The 17,618-nt window shown below is 61.8% G+C and carries 18 protein-coding genes and 1 riboswitch; of the genes, 6 read left to right on the top strand and 12 right to left on the bottom strand.

What is annotated here, in order from left to right:
- Positions 1 to 3: 3 nt before the first annotated feature.
- Positions 4 to 1,104 (bottom strand): histidinol-phosphate transaminase, encoded by a 1,101-nt coding sequence (gene hisC / locus KUG85_RS11415; protein WP_223005324.1) that lies wholly within the window; start codon positions 1,102 to 1,104, stop codon positions 4 to 6.
- Positions 1,105 to 1,222: 118 nt separating this feature from the next.
- Positions 1,223 to 1,300, top strand: a riboswitch (SAM riboswitch).
- A gap of 53 nt (positions 1,301 to 1,353) precedes the next feature.
- Here hisC and metA point away from each other — a divergent pair.
- Positions 1,354 to 2,274: a homoserine O-acetyltransferase MetA gene (gene metA, locus KUG85_RS11420; protein WP_065818202.1), complete on the top strand. Its 921-nt coding sequence runs from the start codon at positions 1,354 to 1,356 to the stop codon at positions 2,272 to 2,274.
- A 189-nt stretch (positions 2,275 to 2,463) separates the two neighbouring features.
- Positions 2,464 to 3,429 (top strand): omptin family outer membrane protease, encoded by a 966-nt coding sequence (locus KUG85_RS11425; RefSeq protein WP_223005325.1) that lies wholly within the window; start codon positions 2,464 to 2,466, stop codon positions 3,427 to 3,429.
- Between the two features lie 31 nt (positions 3,430 to 3,460).
- Here KUG85_RS11425 and KUG85_RS11430 read toward each other — a convergent pair whose 3' ends face one another.
- The 3 genes from KUG85_RS11430 to KUG85_RS11440 all read right to left on the bottom strand — a co-directional run bounded on the left by KUG85_RS11430 (position 3,461) and on the right by KUG85_RS11440 (position 5,705).
- On the bottom strand, positions 3,461 to 3,787 hold the full coding sequence (locus KUG85_RS11430; protein ID WP_223005326.1) for a DUF1330 domain-containing protein: 327 nt from the start codon (positions 3,785 to 3,787) through the stop codon (positions 3,461 to 3,463).
- An 82-nt stretch (positions 3,788 to 3,869) separates the two neighbouring features.
- The gene (locus KUG85_RS11435) at positions 3,870 to 4,937 is read right to left on the bottom strand and encodes an NAD(P)H-dependent flavin oxidoreductase (RefSeq protein WP_223005327.1); all 1,068 of its coding nucleotides are present in this window, start codon (positions 4,935 to 4,937) and stop codon (positions 3,870 to 3,872) included.
- 3 nt (positions 4,938 to 4,940) lie between these two features.
- Positions 4,941 to 5,705, bottom strand: coding sequence for a class I SAM-dependent methyltransferase (locus KUG85_RS11440; protein WP_007010108.1), 765 nt, complete (start codon positions 5,703 to 5,705; stop codon positions 4,941 to 4,943).
- Positions 5,706 to 6,012: 307 nt separating this feature from the next.
- Here KUG85_RS11440 and gloB point away from each other — a divergent pair, with 307 nt between their 5' ends.
- Positions 6,013 to 6,780: a hydroxyacylglutathione hydrolase gene (gene gloB, locus KUG85_RS11445; RefSeq protein ID WP_007010109.1), complete on the top strand. Its 768-nt coding sequence runs from the start codon at positions 6,013 to 6,015 to the stop codon at positions 6,778 to 6,780.
- A 2-nt stretch (positions 6,781 to 6,782) separates the two neighbouring features.
- Here the strand turns inward: gloB and yddG are convergent, their stop codons facing one another.
- Positions 6,783 to 7,673 (bottom strand): aromatic amino acid exporter YddG, encoded by an 891-nt coding sequence (gene yddG / locus KUG85_RS11450; RefSeq protein WP_223005328.1) that lies wholly within the window; start codon positions 7,671 to 7,673, stop codon positions 6,783 to 6,785.
- A 24-nt stretch (positions 7,674 to 7,697) separates the two neighbouring features.
- Positions 7,698 to 8,414: a DUF3108 domain-containing protein gene (locus tag KUG85_RS11455; RefSeq protein ID WP_223005329.1), complete on the bottom strand. Its 717-nt coding sequence runs from the start codon at positions 8,412 to 8,414 to the stop codon at positions 7,698 to 7,700.
- A 302-nt stretch (positions 8,415 to 8,716) separates the two neighbouring features.
- Here KUG85_RS11455 and rpmB point away from each other — a divergent pair, with 302 nt between their 5' ends.
- Positions 8,717 to 9,013 carry a 50S ribosomal protein L28 gene (rpmB, locus tag KUG85_RS11460; RefSeq protein ID WP_007010112.1) on the top strand — a complete coding sequence of 99 codons (297 nt, stop codon included), beginning with the start codon at positions 8,717 to 8,719 and terminating at the stop codon, positions 9,011 to 9,013.
- A gap of 139 nt (positions 9,014 to 9,152) precedes the next feature.
- A complete protein-coding gene (locus KUG85_RS11465; RefSeq protein ID WP_223005330.1) occupies positions 9,153 to 9,785 on the top strand; it encodes a queuosine precursor transporter in 633 nt (210 codons plus the stop codon).
- A 3-nt stretch (positions 9,786 to 9,788) separates the two neighbouring features.
- Here the strand turns inward: KUG85_RS11465 and KUG85_RS11470 are convergent, their stop codons facing one another.
- The 6 genes from KUG85_RS11470 to KUG85_RS11495 are packed head-to-tail and all read right to left on the bottom strand — an operon-like array spanning position 9,789 to position 16,847.
- Entirely contained in the window at positions 9,789 to 10,253 is a 465-nt protein-coding gene (locus tag KUG85_RS11470) for a MarR family winged helix-turn-helix transcriptional regulator (protein ID WP_223005331.1), read from the bottom strand.
- Entirely contained in the window at positions 10,250 to 10,834 is a 585-nt protein-coding gene (locus KUG85_RS11475; RefSeq protein ID WP_223005332.1) for an amino acid synthesis family protein, read from the bottom strand. Before KUG85_RS11475 ends, KUG85_RS11470 begins: the two co-directional genes overlap by 4 nt.
- Entirely contained in the window at positions 10,827 to 11,729 is a 903-nt protein-coding gene (locus tag KUG85_RS11480; protein ID WP_223005333.1) for a UPF0280 family protein, read from the bottom strand. Before KUG85_RS11480 ends, KUG85_RS11475 begins: the two co-directional genes overlap by 8 nt.
- Positions 11,726 to 13,252 (bottom strand): 6-hydroxynicotinate reductase, encoded by a 1,527-nt coding sequence (locus tag KUG85_RS11485; protein ID WP_223005334.1) that lies wholly within the window; start codon positions 13,250 to 13,252, stop codon positions 11,726 to 11,728. The genes KUG85_RS11480 and KUG85_RS11485 overlap by 4 nt, the downstream gene beginning before the upstream one ends.
- A complete protein-coding gene (locus tag KUG85_RS11490) occupies positions 13,252 to 15,996 on the bottom strand; it encodes a molybdopterin-dependent oxidoreductase (RefSeq protein WP_223005335.1) in 2,745 nt (914 codons plus the stop codon). The genes KUG85_RS11485 and KUG85_RS11490 overlap by 1 nt, the downstream gene beginning before the upstream one ends.
- A complete protein-coding gene (locus tag KUG85_RS11495) occupies positions 15,993 to 16,847 on the bottom strand; it encodes an FAD binding domain-containing protein (RefSeq protein WP_223005336.1) in 855 nt (284 codons plus the stop codon). The genes KUG85_RS11490 and KUG85_RS11495 overlap by 4 nt, the downstream gene beginning before the upstream one ends.
- Positions 16,848 to 17,014: 167 nt before the next feature.
- Between KUG85_RS11495 and pncA the strand changes: the two genes are divergently transcribed.
- A complete protein-coding gene (gene pncA / locus KUG85_RS11500) occupies positions 17,015 to 17,614 on the top strand; it encodes a bifunctional nicotinamidase/pyrazinamidase (RefSeq protein ID WP_223005337.1) in 600 nt (199 codons plus the stop codon).
- Positions 17,615 to 17,618: the final 4 nt, after the last annotated feature.

The raw sequence follows: 17,618 nt of genomic DNA on the forward strand, positions 1-17,618 counted from the left end.
AACTCAGCTTTCCATGAATTCCTTGAGCGCGGCAACGACGCCGCGATTGGCCTCTTCGGGGCCGACAGTCAGACGCAGCGCGTTGGGGAAGCCATAGGGCACAACCCGGCGCAGCACATAACCGCGCGTCCCAAGGAAGGCGTCCGCATCCGCTGCCGACTTGCCGCCATTCTCGGGAAAATGGATCAGCAGGAAATTGCCGACGCTGGGCGTGACCCTCAGGCCGAGCTTGCCAAGCTCCTCGACCAACCAGGCACTCCAGGTCTCGTTGTGCGCAACGGCCCGTTCCACATGCGCCTTGTCGCGGATCGCCGCCGCACCCGCCTCGATGGCCAGCGCATTGACATTGAAGGGACCGCGCACGCGGTTCACCGCATCCACCACATGCGCCGGTGCATACATCCAGCCGATGCGCAGCGCCGCCATGCCGTGGATTTTGGAGAAGGTCCGCGTCATCACGACGTTTTCGCTCGAAGAGACGAGTTCGATACCGGATTCGTAATCGTTGCGGCGCACATATTCGGCGTAGGCAGCATCCAGCACCAGAAGCGCCGTCTTCGGCAGGCCTGCCTGCAGGCGGCGCACTTCGTCCACCGGAATGTAAGTGCCAGTCGGATTGTTCGGGTTGGCAAGGAACACGATGCGCGTTTTTTCCGTCACCGCCGCAAGGATTGCGTCGACATCCGCACGCTCCTTGTCTTCCTTCACCACCACCGGCGTGCCACCGGCCGCCAGCGTCTGGATGCGGTAGACAAGAAACCCGTGCTCGGTGAAAATCGCCTCGTCGCCGGGCTTGATATAGGTCTGCGCGAGCAGGCCAAGAAGCTCATCGGACCCGTTGGAGCAAAGAATATTGGCCGGGTTCAGCCCATGCGTCTCCGCAATGGCATTGCGCAGTTTGGTTGCCGATCCGTCCGGATAAAGCTCCAGATGCCCCATCGCTTTGGAAATCGCCTCGACAGCCGCGGGCGAGGGCCCGAGCGGAGATTCGTTCGAGGAGAGCTTCCACACCTTCGTCGCACCTGGCGCGCTCTCGCGGCCGGGCACATAGGCGGCGATATCCATGACACCGGGCTTCGGTTCGGGACGGACGGACGTACTCATTGAATGGTCCTGTTTTTGGGAAACGGTTAGTCGGATCCTCGACCCTGCGGAGAAAATCCGTCCGTTGCTTTAGCCCATGACAGCGATTGACGCAAAGAAAACACCATCCTAAATAAAGACCTTCACTCGTGGTGATTTGGCCGGTCGGCTTGCAGCCACGTAAAACAATTCGCTAAAAGGCCGTGCGAAGCAGAATTTGCTGAGACCGGTCGCGATTTCGCCACCGGTCTTTTTTGTTGGAGCAAAACAATGCCGATCAAGATCCCCGACCAGCTTCCCGCCCGCGATGTTCTCGTGCGTGAAGGTGTGTCCGTGATGGACGAGCAGACAGCGCTGCGGCAGGACGTCCGCCCACTACAGATCGGGCTCCTCAACCTCATGCCCAACAAAATCCGCACCGAAACCCAGTTTGCCCGGCTGATCGGCGCTTCGCCCCTTCAGGTGGAACTGACCCTCGTGCGTATCGGCAACCACCGTGCCAAGAACACGCCGGAAGAACACCTGATATCCTTCTACCAGACCTGGGAGGAAGTGCGTGACCGCAAGTTCGACGGCTTCATCATCACCGGTGCGCCGATTGAGCTTCTCCCGTTCGAGGACGTCACCTACTGGAGGGAACTGGAGCAGATTCTGGACTGGACGCTGACCAACGTCCACTCATCCTTTTATATCTGCTGGGGTGCCATGGCGGCTGCCTGGCATTTCCACCGCATTCCCAAATACACGCTCGAGAAGAAGGCTTTTGGCGTCTTCAGGCACCGCAACAATGCGCCCGCCTCTCCCTTCCTCGCCGGCTTCTCAGACGATTTCGCCATCCCCGTCTCGCGCTGGACCGAGGTCCGCTCTGCCGACATTCCCGCCGACAAAGGCCTCCAGGTGCTCATGGAATCGGACGTTACCGGCCCCTGCCTTTTGACGGAAGAGACAGGCAACCGGCTCTATATGTTCAACCACATCGAATACGATTCCACCTCGCTCAAGGAGGAATATGACCGCGATGTTGCCACGGGGACCGAGGTTGCCGTACCGCACGGCTACTACCCGGACAACGATCCCAGCCGCCCGCCTCTCAACCGCTGGCGCTCACACGCGCACCTGCTCTTCGGCAACTGGATAAATCAGGTCTATCAGTCGACGCCTTATGAGCTTGAACAAATCGGTCAGCGCTAGTAGACGCACATCCGCTCCTTTCGCCAGGCATGTTGCCAAACGCCCGAGAAGAATAGCGGGTCGAAAAAGAGTGTCAGTTCGAAACACAGCTTATTATTGCATAAAATAAAAATACACTAAAAATTATATAGAAGTGATTTTGTTTACGTTTTTTTAGAAGCTCTTAATTTTGACAGTGGATTCCAAACGATGCGCAAGTTTTTCATTCCAGCTATATTATTGTTTTCAATTTCACCGACATTGGCGCCTGCAGCCGACCTCTCGGTCCCAAACAGATTAGAGTTGGCATCGCGCGACGGTGAAGTCACCTTCATCGGAGGCGTGGGCTACACATTTCTCCGGGCTGAAGAGATCGTGTACGACTCTGCTGGAAATCGCGTCAGCGCGCTTTTCTGGGAGAGCGAAGCGCCCGTTCTGACTGGGAGTTTGCATGCGCGTTTTGCCGGCCCGTGGACGCTGGCGGCAAGCGCGACAGTGGGCATATCCGGGAAAAGCCGAATGGAGGACTATGACTGGCTCGATGCATCGCCCAGCTATGCCTTCAACGACTGGAGCGATCACTCGATTCACCCCGATACGGAGCTAAACCATTATTTCACGGGCGATATCGCACTCGGGCGTGATTTTGAGATCAGGGATTCGCTGACCCTCAATCTGCATGGTGGTTTCAAATATACAGACGTCAAATGGACTACTTTCGGCGGTTCATTTGTCTACAGCGAAAATGGCTTCCGTGACGATATAGGAAACTTCCGCGACAGTGAGCGTGGCATCTCCTATCAGCAGAAATTTCCGGGCGTCTTCCTGGGGGCAGAAGCCACCGCAAGGCACAAAGGCTGGACCTTCTCCCTCCAGGCGCGCGGGGGCCTCAACTTCAAAGTCGAGGATGAAGACCACCACTGGTCGCGCGACCTGCGTTTCAACAGTGATTTTGGCACCCTGCCGTTCGTTTCTCTCTCCGGGCGGGCAGAATATAACCTCACCAAAAACGCCAATCTGTTTGTCGCCGCAAATTTCGAGCAACATTTCCATAAAATCGGCGATGTGCGGATTTCCGAAATCGCTTCCGGCGCACCGGTTGAGGCATTTCAGGATGGTGGCGGCCTCGAGTTCCGCACCGTCACAATCTCCGGCGGCTTCAAAATGAAGTTCTGAGGTGTTCGGGGCAAGGCAGGCCCCGTCATCCTCATGCTGCAGACAGAATATCGCTTGCCCTATGGTCGGCGTCGACACCGTCGATCAACAGGATCTCGCCGTCTGAGTTGTCGCTGCGCAGGGTCTTGATGGCCTGATAAGCCGGCGAGGCATACCAGGCATCGGCCTTCCCGCGATCTGGAAAGGCGATCACGATCAGGTCGCCCTCCCAGTTTCCTTCCTTCACCTCCGGCAGTGCGCCGTGGATGATAAAATGCCCGCCGAACGGCTCGAGCGTTTCATCGATGCGCTCCAGATATTCGACGATGGCCGGGCCCATGACGACATTGCGAAGATGACCGATGGCGTAGGCTGGCATGCGCGAAGTCCTTCTCTCGAACATTGTTTGAGAGCACATTGCAGCGCCTTCTGAATGAAACCAATTACCCCTGAGGTAAACGCTAACCTCGAAGAAGCGTTTCGGCATCACGGGCGAGTTTGACAGTCAGTTCGCCCGCCGGCATCGGAGCGGCGAGAGGTGCTGCCTGCCCCGCCCAGAGCGGCGAAAAATCGCTCACCCCCGCCTTCTCGGCGGCAGCACGCAATGGCCCCACCGCCGCCGTGGCCAGCGGAAACGCTGGAGCCCTGTCGCTCATCGGCCCCACCTCACTGACGAAGCGGTTCAGGAGACCGCGGGCAGGCCGGCCCGTGAAGACATTGGTCAGAACCGTGCGGTCGTCGCGCGCAAGCGCCAGCGCATCGCGGTGGCCGGGGCTGGTGAGCGCTTCCGGCGATTGCAGATAGGCCGTCCCGACCTGAACGGCGGATGCCCCAAGCATGAAACACGCGGCAACCGCGCGGCCATCCGAGATTCCGCCCGCAGCAACGACCGGCACGGAGACCGCATCGACCACCTGCGGCACCAGCGCCAGTGTGCCGGGCTGTGTGGCAATGTCCGGCTCGAGAAATACGCCTCGATGCCCGCCGGCTTCCGCCCCCTGGGCGATGATCGCGTGGCAGCCATTCTCTTCGAGAAAGCGCGCCTCGGCGACGGTCGTTGCGGAAGCTATGATCTTCGCGCCTGTCGCACGAACGCGCTGCATCAGCGCACCGTCCGGCAGGCCAAAATGGAAGCTCACCACCTCCGGCCGAAATTCTTCCACGATGGCACAGCTTTCTTCGTTGAAAGGATTGCGCCCAGCCCCGGGAGGTGCGGCATCCGGATCGATTCCAAACTCGGAATAATAGGGCCGCAGGCGCTCACGCCACGCCGCTTCCCGCTCCGCATCGGGCGTGGGTGGCACATGGCAGAAGAAATTCAGATTGACCGGCCTGTCGGTGCGCTGACGTATAATGCCCATTTCCGTCCGGATCTTTTCCGGCGTGAGCAGGGCGCAGGGCAGCGCGCCGAGCCCGCCCGCCTCACAGACTGCAATCGCCAGTTCCGATCCGGCAGACCCCGCCATCGGCGCAAGCAGGATCGGAAGCTCAATGCCAAAAAGTTCGGTAATCCGGGTATCCATCGCCATTGGTCAGCACTCCCTTTCCTGATTGCGCCTGAGGGCGCCGACGCGTGTTGCGCCCTGCGGTGAAAGCACCGGCACGAAGACACGACGCGATGCGCGGGCTGTCACCGGCAGCCCCTGGTAGAGACGCTTTTCAGCCTCCACCACCAGAACGCCGGCGAAAATCGGCCAGAAGCGCCGTCCGGCCTGTTCCAGCAATTGATGAAGCCGCAGGACAAAGCGCCGCTCGGAGGGTGGAAAATGCAGGGCGTCGCCCCAGGCCGTCGCGGTAAAGTTCGCTTCCCGCAGCGCCTCGGCCAGCTGCGTGCGGGAATAGGGCCGGCCGGTGCCAAAGGGGGTGTTTTCGAAACGCGCCCACATGCCCCGCCGGTTCGGCACCGCGATCACAAGGCGGCCACCGGGCGCAAGAACACGCCATATCTCCAGCAGAGCCTGCTGCGGATTTTCCGTGTGCTCCAGCGCATGAACCATGAGCACCCGGTCAACGGAGGAATCGGGGAGTGGCAGTTCCTCCTCGAACACCAGTGCTGTGGTTGAGGCTTGCCCCGCCGGCCACGGCACCGCCCCCTGCATGGCCGGCATGAAGGCAAATGCGCGCTCCGCATCTGCGCCGAAACGGTCGAGCCAGGGCAATGTGTAGCCAAGGCCTACCAGACGTTCACTGGTGCTCTTCGACCAGATGGACGACAGCGCCATCGCAAGGGAGCGCTCGGCCAGGCGACCAAGCAGGGAAGAATAGAAAGCGCGAAGCGCAACAATGTCCGAAATCATGGCTGCGACGGTACCCCCCTTCCACGACACCGGCAAGAATTGTCCGTGGCAATCAGATGGAGGGAGAGCTTCATCGCACGATCAGAAACGAACGCAGATTTCCATGTTTGCGCAGCAAAATGGCAAGGTCGACCGACCGCCGGCGCATATGCGCCGCAAGCCAAGGGCGCGGATGCGCCCGCCCGGCGCTTGAGGGAAAGAAAGACGAAGGGCAATCGGGTTCCCCCGATTGCCATGGAGAATTGTCGCACCCGGCGTGACAAGCCGCCGCCCTCGCCCTATCGTCCAGCCGACAACGGAGAGATTCATGGCCTTGAAGATCGAGCAGTTTATGTGCCGGAGCGACAATTTCGGCATTCTGGTCCATGACACGGAGACGGGCGAGACAGCCCTCATCGACGCGCCGGAAGAACGCGCCATCCTGTCCGCCGTCGAGCGGACTGGCTGGCGCCCGACAATGATCCTCACCACCCATCATCACCCGGACCATGTGGAGGCGAACCTCGCCCTCAAGGAGCGCTTTGGCCTCACCATCACGGGTCCGGCGGCGGAAGCCGATCGCATTCCCGGCATAGATCGCACGGTGAGCGAAGGCGACACGGTTTCGGTCGGGAAACAGGGCGCGACGGTGATCGAGACACCGGGACATACGGCTGGACATGTGAGTTATCACTTCGCCGAAGCTGGCATCGTGTTTACTGCCGACACGCTGTTTGCGCTCGGCTGTGGCCGCCTTTTCGAGTGCAAACCGCCCGTCATGCTCGCTTCACTGAAGAAGCTCGCCGCACTCCCCCTGGAAACGATCGTCTATTGCGGCCATGAATATACGGAAACCAATGCCCGCTTCGCCCTGACCGTTGACCCGACCAACTCGGCACTCAGGGAGCGCGCAAAGGAAATTTCCCGTCTTCGCAGCGAAGGCAGGCCCACACTGCCGACCACCGTCGGCAGGGAGATGGCCACCAATCCGTTCCTGCGCTGGCACGACCCGGTAATCCGCCGCAATCTCGGTATGGAAGATGCGAGCGACGAGGCCGTCTTCGCCGAAATCAGGAAGCGCAAGGATATTTCCTGATTCTACGATGCCGCATCTGCCTCATGCCTGCGCGGCTTCAGGATCATGTTCTTAGCCGCAAGTGCCGCACCGAAGGTAATCAGGAGACAGGCAGCGATGATGTTTGTGGTCGGCTCGGCAGCACCGGCGGCAATCAGGATCAGCGTCGAAAGGAGCGGTGCGGCGTAGCTTGCTGCACCCAGAACCTGAATGTTACCGCGCTTGACCCCGTAATCCCATGCATAAAACGCCGCACCAACCGGCATGAGACCGAGGCCGAGAACGTTGAGCCATTCAGCCGTGGAGACCGGCCACACGGTCTCCTCCAGTCCCACATGGCAAAGCGCTGAAAGGATCGCCGTTGCCGCGCAGAACCAGGTGACAATGCTGGTTGGCACAGCCTGAAACCGCCGCGACAGAAGCGAATAGCCGGACCAGAACAGGGCACAGGCTCCCGCCGCCGCGTAGCCCAGTGCATAGCGGCTTTCAAAACTGAACCCGCCACCCTTGGTGATGATCAGCGCCGTTCCGGCGAGCCCCAGAAGCGCGCCCGCAATGTGGTGCCAGCCGAGCCTTTCTCCCGGCATTAGCGCGGAGCCCAGCACGATCAGCAGAGGCCAGAGATAGGCAATCAGGCTTGCTTCCACCGCCGGCGCGTTGCGCAGCGCCGTGAAGTAGAAGAAGTGGTACCCGAAGAGCCCGGCGATACCGATGAGCCAGACCACGGGCGGCACAGGCTCCGCTGGCCCGGCTGGCGGCGCTGCAATCCGCATGCCAAGACCGATCAGGGTTGCCACCGAAAAGGAAAGGGCGGAAAGAAGAAATGGCGGGACCGCCCCTGAACCCGCGGTGAAAAGCGCCAGAAGCGCCCACATGATGACAGCCGTAAACCCGATCAGCGTGGCACGTGCCAATATCCCCTCCCCGTGCGAAACGCCTTAATCGACCGGCCGGCCCTCAATATGGACCGTGCCAATCTTGGTTCCGATCCGCGCCTGGACGGGCGTGTGATGACCGCGCGTGCCAAGCGGTTTGAAAGCAACCAATATACGAGCCCTGTCCCGCAGGAAAGCGATTGTGGAACGCCCCTTTCGATAACCCGACACCGGAATGAAACGCGCCTTGCAGGTCACAAGGTCCCTGCCAATGTGTTCGCCCTTCGCAGCCGGCGAAAACACGATGTCAGCCCGCATCTCACCGTCGAAAACCCTGAACCGGCGATTGCAGACATCCGCCGCGTTTCGCGCCGGCGAAAGAAGCGCGGACAGGGGGTCGAGAGCACCCGCAAGGTCTTCTTTCGACACGACGATCCAGTCCTTGCCGCGTTTCTTCGGCTTCGGTGTTATGACCGTTTCGGCAACCTGCCCCCTGCTGTAGCGGATTGACGTCGTCTCCCGCTTCTTGCCGCTGACATAGGCCAGCTCGTAGGAAGACGGCACGACGGACCGCCCGGAAAGCCTGCCTTTGGAACTCACCGTCCCATCTGTCCTGTCAAAGAGACGGGCCACACCCGCGCTGGCAAAACGACCCGACACCTCGAAACGGCTCTCTTCGAGCCGGCTCGTGAAATCCGCCTTTCCAATGGGAATGCCAAACAGCGACGCACTGTAGCGAAAGCGATGAGTCTCGCTCTCCGCGCGGGCACTTCCCGCCAAAGCCAGCAGGGCGATTGCGAGGAAAAATCGAGCAACTGCACACCGCATCACGAGCCGTGCCCTCCAGCACGCCGATAAACCGGCGCGTCCCTCCCCTTGCCTAAAGAAGAATAATAAGGCAAATCTTTGGAAAAGGGCCATGGAGATTGTCCGAACCGCGTCGCAGGGTGCTTGACCCACACGCCAAATATCTCTATGGAACGGCAACTTTTTCCATAAGGCCGCTAACAACCGACCGCGCGCCGCCAGTTTCAGGTGCGGCAGTTGGGTATGGACGGGCCAAGACGATGAAGGTTTGAAAAATGTCCCGCGCCTGCGAACTGACCGGCAAAGCCGTAATGACCGGCAACAATGTGAGCCACGCGAACAACAAGACGCGTCGTCGCTTTCTGCCCAACCTGTGCCACGTGACGCTTCAGTCCGAGGCTCTCGGCCAGAACGTGCGCCTGCGCGTTTCCGCCAATGCTCTGCGCACGGTGGAGCACCGCGGCGGTCTCGACGCGTTTCTCGTCAAGGCGAAGGCCAACGAGCTTTCCCAGCGCGCTCGTCTGCTCAAGAAGCAGGTCGAGAAGAAGATCGCTGAGCAGGCCGCGGCCTGAGGCCTCTGCCGCGGCACGGCTGCGGCCCGGCAATAAAATTCATCGGCCCGCCATGGCCGCGCAGTTCGGGAATGGGCTTCTGCCTGACTGACAATGCGCTGATGGCGGGCTTTCTGGTTCCATCACCCAGGATAAAAAAATGAATCGTCTTTATGCGATCTGGCCCTTCATGGCCGCCATGGCGTTGATCGTCACCGCCTCCAATTTTCTCGTCCAGTATCCGTTTCAGCATTTCGGCCTCGGCGATCTGCTCACCTGGGGTGCGTTTACCTATCCCGTAGCGTTTCTCGTCAACGATCTGACGAACCGCCGCTTCGGCCCCGCTGCCGCCCGGCGCGTGGTTTTGTCCGGTTTTCTGCTTGCGGTGGTTCTTTCGATCTGGCTCGCAAGCCCGCGCATTGCCATCGCCTCCGGCGCCGCGTTTCTCTTTGCGCAATTGCTTGACGTGGCCGTGTTCGACCGGCTTCGCGGCAGCGCCTGGTGGCGCGCACCGCTGATCTCGACGCTGATCGGCTCCGTGCTCGACACAGCGCTCTTCTTCTCGCTGGCCTTTGCTGCCCGCTTCGCCTTTCTCGACACGGCCTTCGGCCTGGAGGATGGCTCGCTTGCCTTCCCCGTATCGCTGTTCGGCACAGACATCGATGCACCGCTCTGGCTTTCGCTGGCGCTCGGCGATTTTGTGGTGAAGATACTGATCGGCCTTGCGATGCTCGCGCCCTATGGCGCGCTTCTGGCCCTGCTGCGGCCAGGGCCCGCCCTTAACCAGCGATAGCGCTTAGCCCTCGGCCAGCTTTGTCAGGAGGCGCAGGAAGGTTGCCGTCTCACGTGGTGTGAGGGGAGCGAGCGTTTCTTCACTCACCTCCAGCGCCTCCGGAAGCAGCGTTTCAATCAGGTTCCGGCCCTCGTCACTCAGGCTCACGACAAGCCGCCGCCGGTCACGCCCATGGGGCTCGAGCACCACCAGGTCACGCGCCTTCAACCGGTCGATCACCCCTTTGATCGTTGCCGCATCCATGGCCACGAGCTGGCCAAGCTGGTTCTGCGAGGTGGCGCCCACCTCATGCAGCTTGGCAAGAGCCGCAAACTGCGGCGGCGTAAGATCGCTGATACGGGAAGCAAAAATCGCCAGATGGCGCTGGTTGGCCTTGCGCAGTATAAAGCCAACCTGCTCGCTCAGATCATAGGCATCGGCGGACTTGCCGCCGGCCAGAACCCTGAGTCTGCCCTGTTCCGCACTCATCTGAGACCGTCCTCGCCTTTCACGTCTTCGGCTTTCAAGCCGCCCATGCGCGCATGGATACGCGGTCCGCAGGCCATGGCAAGCACAAACAGAATCTCGTCCGGGCGCGGGCCATCCGGCATCCCCACTTCCATCGCATCGAAATGGCTGCGCACATAGGCTGCGTTGATGTGCCCGAGCGGAATGTCGATGCGCGCGCCGAAGGCCCCCACTTTCTTCGAAGAGGGGACTATCGCCTTTGAATCGCCAAGCCGCTCACGCATCGCATACCCGCCCGGCACGTGCCAAAGCGCACCGTGCTCCAGCTCTCCGTCAGTGCCGACGATCGCGCCCTTGCCGAAACCGTCGATCACGGAAATATCTCCCCCAAGTGCCGCAATCAGCCGATCCGTCATATCAAGACCGAGAGGTTTCAAATCCTCCATTGCGCTTTCAAGCTCTTCTACATATCCGCCCGCAAAAGGGTTTTTGACCAGCGCGAGAGCCGCCGCCCGGCGGCGAGGCCCAGCCGGAGCAGGACCGCCCTCATGGAAGATTTCTTCGGTGACAAGCGCAATCTTGCGCAAGGTGAATTCAGGCATGGATGGAACCTTTTTGTGCAACAGAATGAGCAGGAGCGGTCGAATGCGCCGGAATTTCCAGCGCGATTGAGCCGCATTCGCGGGTTTCTCTCTCTAAAAACAGGGCAGCCGCCTCAATAAGGCCACGCTCACGCATGGCCGACGCGGTGGCAAGTCCCCTGTCGAGGGCAAGCGCAACATCGGCAGGGGAAAGCAGCCCCACCGCCTGCGTCACTAGACGACCGCGCAGATCGCTGTCCGGATCAATCTCGTTTGCAGGGACACGCTTCACGGCCGGATGCCCCGGCAGATCTATGTCATTGGCGATCAGCGTCGCCGCCACGTCTGCCGCCGCCGCCGAGCAGGCAAGAACCGTCACCGCATCAGCGATGCCGAGCGAATGACTGCGACCGCGCCAGCCACTGGTCGCAATGCCGCGAACCGGATCGGCCGTGCTCAACGAAATCCTGTCCGCCAGGCCATGGCCCGTGCCGGCGATGGCAATGTCCAGGCTCTCGCCATCCGCCAAATGGACGGCAATGTCGCCGCCATTGTTCACATAGGCACGCGTTATCGCGCGGTCTTTCACAAGTGCCGCAAGAACTTCATCGCCCACACTGCCGGCCACTGCCGCCATGGGCGTAACGAAAGCGGGCACATGCGCATGCACCGCCTCTTCCATCCGCCGCGCAGTGGAGCCGGAAAAGCGCCGGGCCCTCGCACCGGCAGGGCTACGCAGTGCGGGCAGTTCCGCCACCAGCTCTTCAAGGATCGTCTCAAACCGTGCCACGGCCTGCCGATAGGCCAAAAGCCGCTCCCGCTCCTCGCCAAAAGCCTCGACGATCAGATCGATGGGCCCATGGTTCAGATGCAGGCGCCGGCCATCGGCAAGCCAGCTGGCGGTTGCACCACTCATCGCTTCGGTTCCCGGCGCAATTGCTGAAGCGGTGGCCAGGGATTGGAAACCACAGCCCCCCGCGCCTCACGCGGGTTGAAATATTCGCCACCCTTTTCCAGCACGTCCTCGACGCTGCGGATTTCATCCGCATAGCCACCAAGGCGAATGTAATCTTCACGCCTGAGCGTGAATTCGATGGGCGCGACCAGCGCCGGTGTCGGCACATAGCCAAAGGCATTCTCGGGCGTGCGCATCACATCCACCATGATGGTGATGCCGCCACCCGGCCACACATAGACCGGCGCTCCACCAACCGTGACATAGGTCTTGAGCCCCTGAACCGAGCGCGTCAGATTGACCGGATTCTCCGTCACGCCGGCGCGCAGGCTGCCACCCGCCCCACCCATGAAAAGCACGGTGCACAGCGCCGGCTCGCAATTCTGCTCGATCAGGTCGACCGATTTGCGCAGCCGCTCAGGAAACGGCTTCTTGACCGGCTGCAGCGCCTCATCAAGCTCGTAATAGGCGAACTGCTCGCCCGTGGTAGAAACCATGAGCAGGGAGAGCCCCGGTCGCGCGCCCTTCTTCTCATTGAAGGGACCAAGAATATCGAGTGGATCGTCAATGGTCGTCCCGCCCCATCCGAGCCCCGGTTCCGACACCTTGAAATAACGCCCCGGCGTGGAACGGCGGCCGATGATCTTGATGCCGGTATCCTCCCAGCCAATCACCTTGCCCGCCTGATGCTCGGAGACGACACCGGTAATGTGGTCATCGACCACAACGACCTCGTCCACGAGGCCCTTCCACTGGGTGGCGAACATGCCGATGGTGGCCGAGCCGCAGCCCACCCGCATGCGCTCTTCACGCGTTCCGTCGATCACCGGCGGCTGACCGGCCTGCACGACAACGCTCGCGCCCCCGTCAATGGTCAGTTCCACCGGCTTCTTGTTGCACAGGTCGAGCATCGCCTGGCAGGTCACACGACCCTCCGCCTTCGATCCGCCGGTCAGGTGATGCACCCCGCCGAGCGAGAGCATCTGGCTGCCATATTCGGCGGTGGTGACATGGCCGACCGCCTCTCCATTCGCCCGCACCGTCGCCGCTTCGGGCCCCAGATGCCGGTCCGTATCGATCTTCACCTTCACGCCGCAATAGGAGAAGATGCCCTCCGTCACCACCGTGACGAGATCGACACCCTCCACCTCCTGCGAAACGATGAAGGGGGCAGGCTTGTAATCCGGATAGGTGGTGCCCGCGCCCACCGCGCTCACGAAGCGGCGCTTCGTGTTGACCAATTCGCCATCCCACGGCGCTTCGCCTTCAAAGGGAACAACCGCATCCCCCTCCTCGGCGGCATGTTCAAGGATCGTCACCGGATCACATCGGGTAATGCGCCCGCCGAAATTGCCATAGCGGTCGCAGGCACCCGTGCGCCCCTCGGCGATATAGCACATCACCGGGCAGGCATCGCAGCGCAGCTTTTCGTCCGAAGGCTTCTTCGGCGGCGTGACCTCAAAACGCTCGGTGAGCTCATTCATCACCCGTTCTCCCGTGCCCGGATCGCCGCCAGAATGCGGCTCGGCGTTGCCGGCACTTTCGTAACTTCCACTCCCACCGCATGGCGGATCGCATTAAGGATCGCCGGCGCGGTGGGGATCAGCACATGCTCGCCCAGCCCCTTGGCGCCAAAAGGTCCTTCCGGGTCCGGCACTTCCACCAGAATGGTTTCAATCGGCGGCACATCGCCAATGGTCGGGATCAGATAATCGTGCAGGTTTTCCGTGCGCCCCGGCACATATTCCTCCATCAGCGCAAGGCCAATGCCCTGGGCAATGCCACCCTCGATCTGGCCTTCCACGAGAAGCGGGTTGATGGCACGGCCCACATCATGCGCCGCCGTGATTTTCAGAAGCCGCACTGTGCCGAGCGCGGTATCGACCTCGAGCTCGACTAGCTGCGCGCCATAACCATAGACCGCATAGGGAACACCCTGCCCCTTCTCGTCCAGCGCCGTCGTAGGCGGATCGTAGGTCTCTTCCGCCGAAAACACATAGCCATGCGCGTCGGCCGTGACATCGGAAAGCGCCACGCGCCGGCGCTCCGTCCCCTCGCTGATCACCAGCGCGCCATCCTCCAGCGCAATTCTCGCCCCATCCGAAACATTGGCAAAGCGCAGGATCTTCTCACGCAGGGCACGCCCCGCCTTTTCGGCAGCCTTGCCCGTCACATAGGTCTGGCGTGAGGCCGATGTCTTCCCGGCATCCGGCGTGACACCCGTATCACCGCCCACAAGCTGAAACGCCGAGAGCGGCAGGCCGCTTGCATCGGCGCAGATCTGCGTCACCACCGTGTTGGAGCCCTGCCCGATATCCACCGCGCCCTGATGCAGCATGACCGTACCGGAAGCCGTGATCCCCACACGGATCGTCGAAGGGTTCGGCAGCGCGGTGTTGCCGCAGCCATACCAGCACGACGCGACACCGATGCCCCGCCGCACCCTGCCCTCTCGTGCATTGGCCTCATCTGCCTCGGCCTGCGCCCGCGCCCAGTGCGGCTTCAGCGCCTCGAGACACTCACGGATGCCGACGCCGGAAAGCACCTGCCCGCAGGTGGTGCGATCCCCATCGGCAAGCGCATTCTCGATGCGGAACGCCAGCCGGTCGCGTCCCAGCTTTTCCGCCAGCCGGTCATAGAGCGTTTCCTGCATGATCGTCGCCTGCGGCACACCGAACCCGCGAAACGCGCCCGAAATCGGACCATTGGTGTGAATGGCCCGCCCTGTGGCGCGATAATTCGGCGTGCGATAGGGCCCCGAGGCGTGAACCGGAACGCGGTTCGCCACCGTCGGCCCCCAGCTTGCATAGGCCCCGGTGTTGAAATCCCCTTCAAACACCATGCCGGTGACGCGCCCCGCCTCGTCGGCGGCAATGGAAGCGCGCATCGTTGCCGGGTGCCGCTTGGTGGTGGAGCGCATGGAATCACCGCGCGTATAGACAATCGCCGCCGGTCTCCCGGTCTTGAGCGCCACCAGCCCCACCAGCGGCTGCAAGGAGACATCAAGCTTGGAACCAAAACCGCCGCCCGTCGCCAGCGGCACGATGCGCACCTTCTCCGGCGGCAGACCAAGCACCTTCGCTGTGTCGTCGCGATCCATATAGGGCGCCTGCGTGCAGGCCTTGATGACCAGCATATCGCCATCCATCATCGCATAGCCCGCTTCCGGCTCGATATAGGCATGCTCCACATAGGACGTCTCGACCTTGCCAGAGACTGTGACAAAGGCTTCGGAAAGCGCGCTTTCCGGGTCGCCGCATTCCACGAACCCTCGCGTCAGCTCATTGCCCGCCCGCCCCTCATGCAGATCTGCAAAGCCGTTCTGCCGCGCCTCATCCGGCGTCAGCGCATGGGGCAGTTCCTGCCAGCGGATCGGGAAGGCATCCATGTCGAGTGCCTCGATTGCATCGCGCTCGCCCGCAATCAGCGCCACCGCCTCGCCGCGAAACCGCACGCAGCCCTCGGCCAGCGCCGGTTGATCGGCGAAAGGCGGGATGACGCCGAACCGGTTTTCGCCTGGAATATCGGCTGCCGTGAACACCGCGACGACGCCCGGATGCGCCGCAATGAACGCCTCCGTGTCACCGATTTCGAAATCGGCATGCCAATGCGGCGACCGCACAACCGCGACCGACAGCGCATCGGCAGGTCGCTCATCCGCGCCGAAAATCTCCGTTCCATTGACCTTGCGCTCGCCATCGAGCCTGATCGGCGAGGCGCCAACCGCATGACCCTGCTCCACCATGCTGGCATCGACACCCACGGAGCGGTTTGCGTTCATCACCGCCTCGATGATCTTGCGGTAACCGGTGCAGCGGCAAAGAACCCCGCCCAGCGCATCCTGCACCTCGGTCTCAGACGGTGTCGGGTTTTGCTCCAGAAGTGCCGCCGCGCTCACCAGAACGCCCGGCGTGCAAATCCCGCACTGGGCCGCCCCGTGGCGCAGGAAAGATTCCTGAAGCGCTGAAAGGCTGCCATTTGAAAGCCCCTCCACCGTGCGCACTTTTCTGCCCGAAAGGCCGGCGGCCGGCACGAGGCAGGCGCAGACCACCGCGCCATCCACCATCACCGAACAGGCCCCGCAATCGCCGGCGTCACAGCCGACTTTGGTGCCGGTCAGCCCCAACTCATCGCGCAATACGGACGAAAGCCGCTGTAACGGAGAGACCTCGGTCACGATCGACTTGCCATTGACTTCCAGTGATACGGACAGGCTTTTCCCGCTCATGCCGCCACCTCGCTGTGCCCTGCACCCTGCCAAGCCTGCTCGAGCGCACGGATCACGATCTCCCGCGCCGCCTCGCGCCGATAGGCGGCGGTGCCTCGCACATCATCGATGGGGGAAAGCTCCGGGAACGCGTAGTCCATCACGGTCCGTCGCATCTCCGATCTCTCGATACCCTCAAGCCGCGATTCCAGCCCCGAAAGGCGCTGCGCCACGGCGGAGCATGAACCGACGCTGATGGCGGCTTTCGCGACCCGCCCTCCGTCAGACACAACCCGGGCAGCGGCCATGGCGATGGAAATGACCAGATAGCGCCGCGCGCCCAGCTTGACGAAGCCGGAGGCACCGCGCGTTGCTGCCTTGGGCACCCGGATAGCGGTGAGAAGTTCATCATCCGCCCGCGCGGTCTTGCGATTGCCCAGAATGAAGTTCGCGAGCGGCAGGTGTCGCGCCCCCCTTACCGAGCGCAATTCCACCTCCGCATCCAGAGCCAGAAGCGGCGGAACGCCGTCAGCCGCCGGCGAGGCGTTGCACAGGTTTCCGGCAACCGTCCCCGTGTTCTGGATCTGCACCGAGCCAACCTCCCGGGCCGCCTGTTTGAGCATATCGAAGGCAGGCGGCAGCCCCGCAGCGATCACCGCACTCCAGCTCGTCCGCGCCCCGATCACGAAATGCATCTCGGTCTCTTCAAGACCGCTCAACGCAGATAATCCGTTTATGTCGAGCACATCGCTTTTCAGCGGGCCCGCGCCGAGGGCGGGATAAAAGTCCGTGCCACCGGCAAGTATGGTCCAGCGCTTCGTGCATAAGAGCCCGAGCGCTTCCTCCAGTTCGGTCGGTCTGGCATAGTCCATGCGCAGCCTGCCTTCCCAATTGCGATGTCGTTCCCAGGCCCCTTTTCATGCTCTGTCGGCGGGGCTCAAATTTGTTTGTACACGAATGATACGCTCCTCAGCACGCTTGTCAAAGGGGAACATTCGGTCCACCTTCGCGGCGATTTCGTGCGTGAGGGAGACAGGGCATGGCCGACGAGGCACTGATCGTCATCGATGTGCAGAATGATTTCTGCCCTGGAGGAGCGCTTGCCGTTGAAGACGGCGACGCGGTGGTTCCGGTCATCAACGGGCTGATCGGGCGCTTTGATCATGTGGTGCTGACCCAGGACTGGCACCCGGAAGGCCATTCCAGCTTCGCCTCCTCGCATCAGGGCAAGGCCCCGTTCGAGACGATCGAAATGCCCTATGGCGCGCAGACGCTTTGGCCCGATCACTGCGTGCAGGGCACGAAGGGCGCCGCGTTTCACGAAGGGCTGGCATGGGACAAGGCGGAGCTTGTCATCCGCAAGGGCTTTCGCAGCGCGATCGACAGCTATTCGGCCTTTTTCGAGAACGATCACAGGACACCGACCGGCCTCTCAGGCTATCTGCGCGAACGCGGCATCACCAGGGTGACGCTTGCCGGCCTCGCCACGGATTTCTGCGTAGCCTATTCGGCCATCGATGCGCGCCGTCAGGGTTTTGAGGCCACCGTCATGATGGAAGGCTGCCGCGCCATCGACCTCGGCGGCTCATTGGCTGCGATGACCGCGAAAATGAATGAGGCCGGTGTGACGCTGGCGTGAGTGG

The organism is Nitratireductor rhodophyticola, assembly GCF_019891355.1.
Lineage (GTDB): Bacteria > Pseudomonadota > Alphaproteobacteria > Rhizobiales > Rhizobiaceae > Nitratireductor > Nitratireductor rhodophyticola.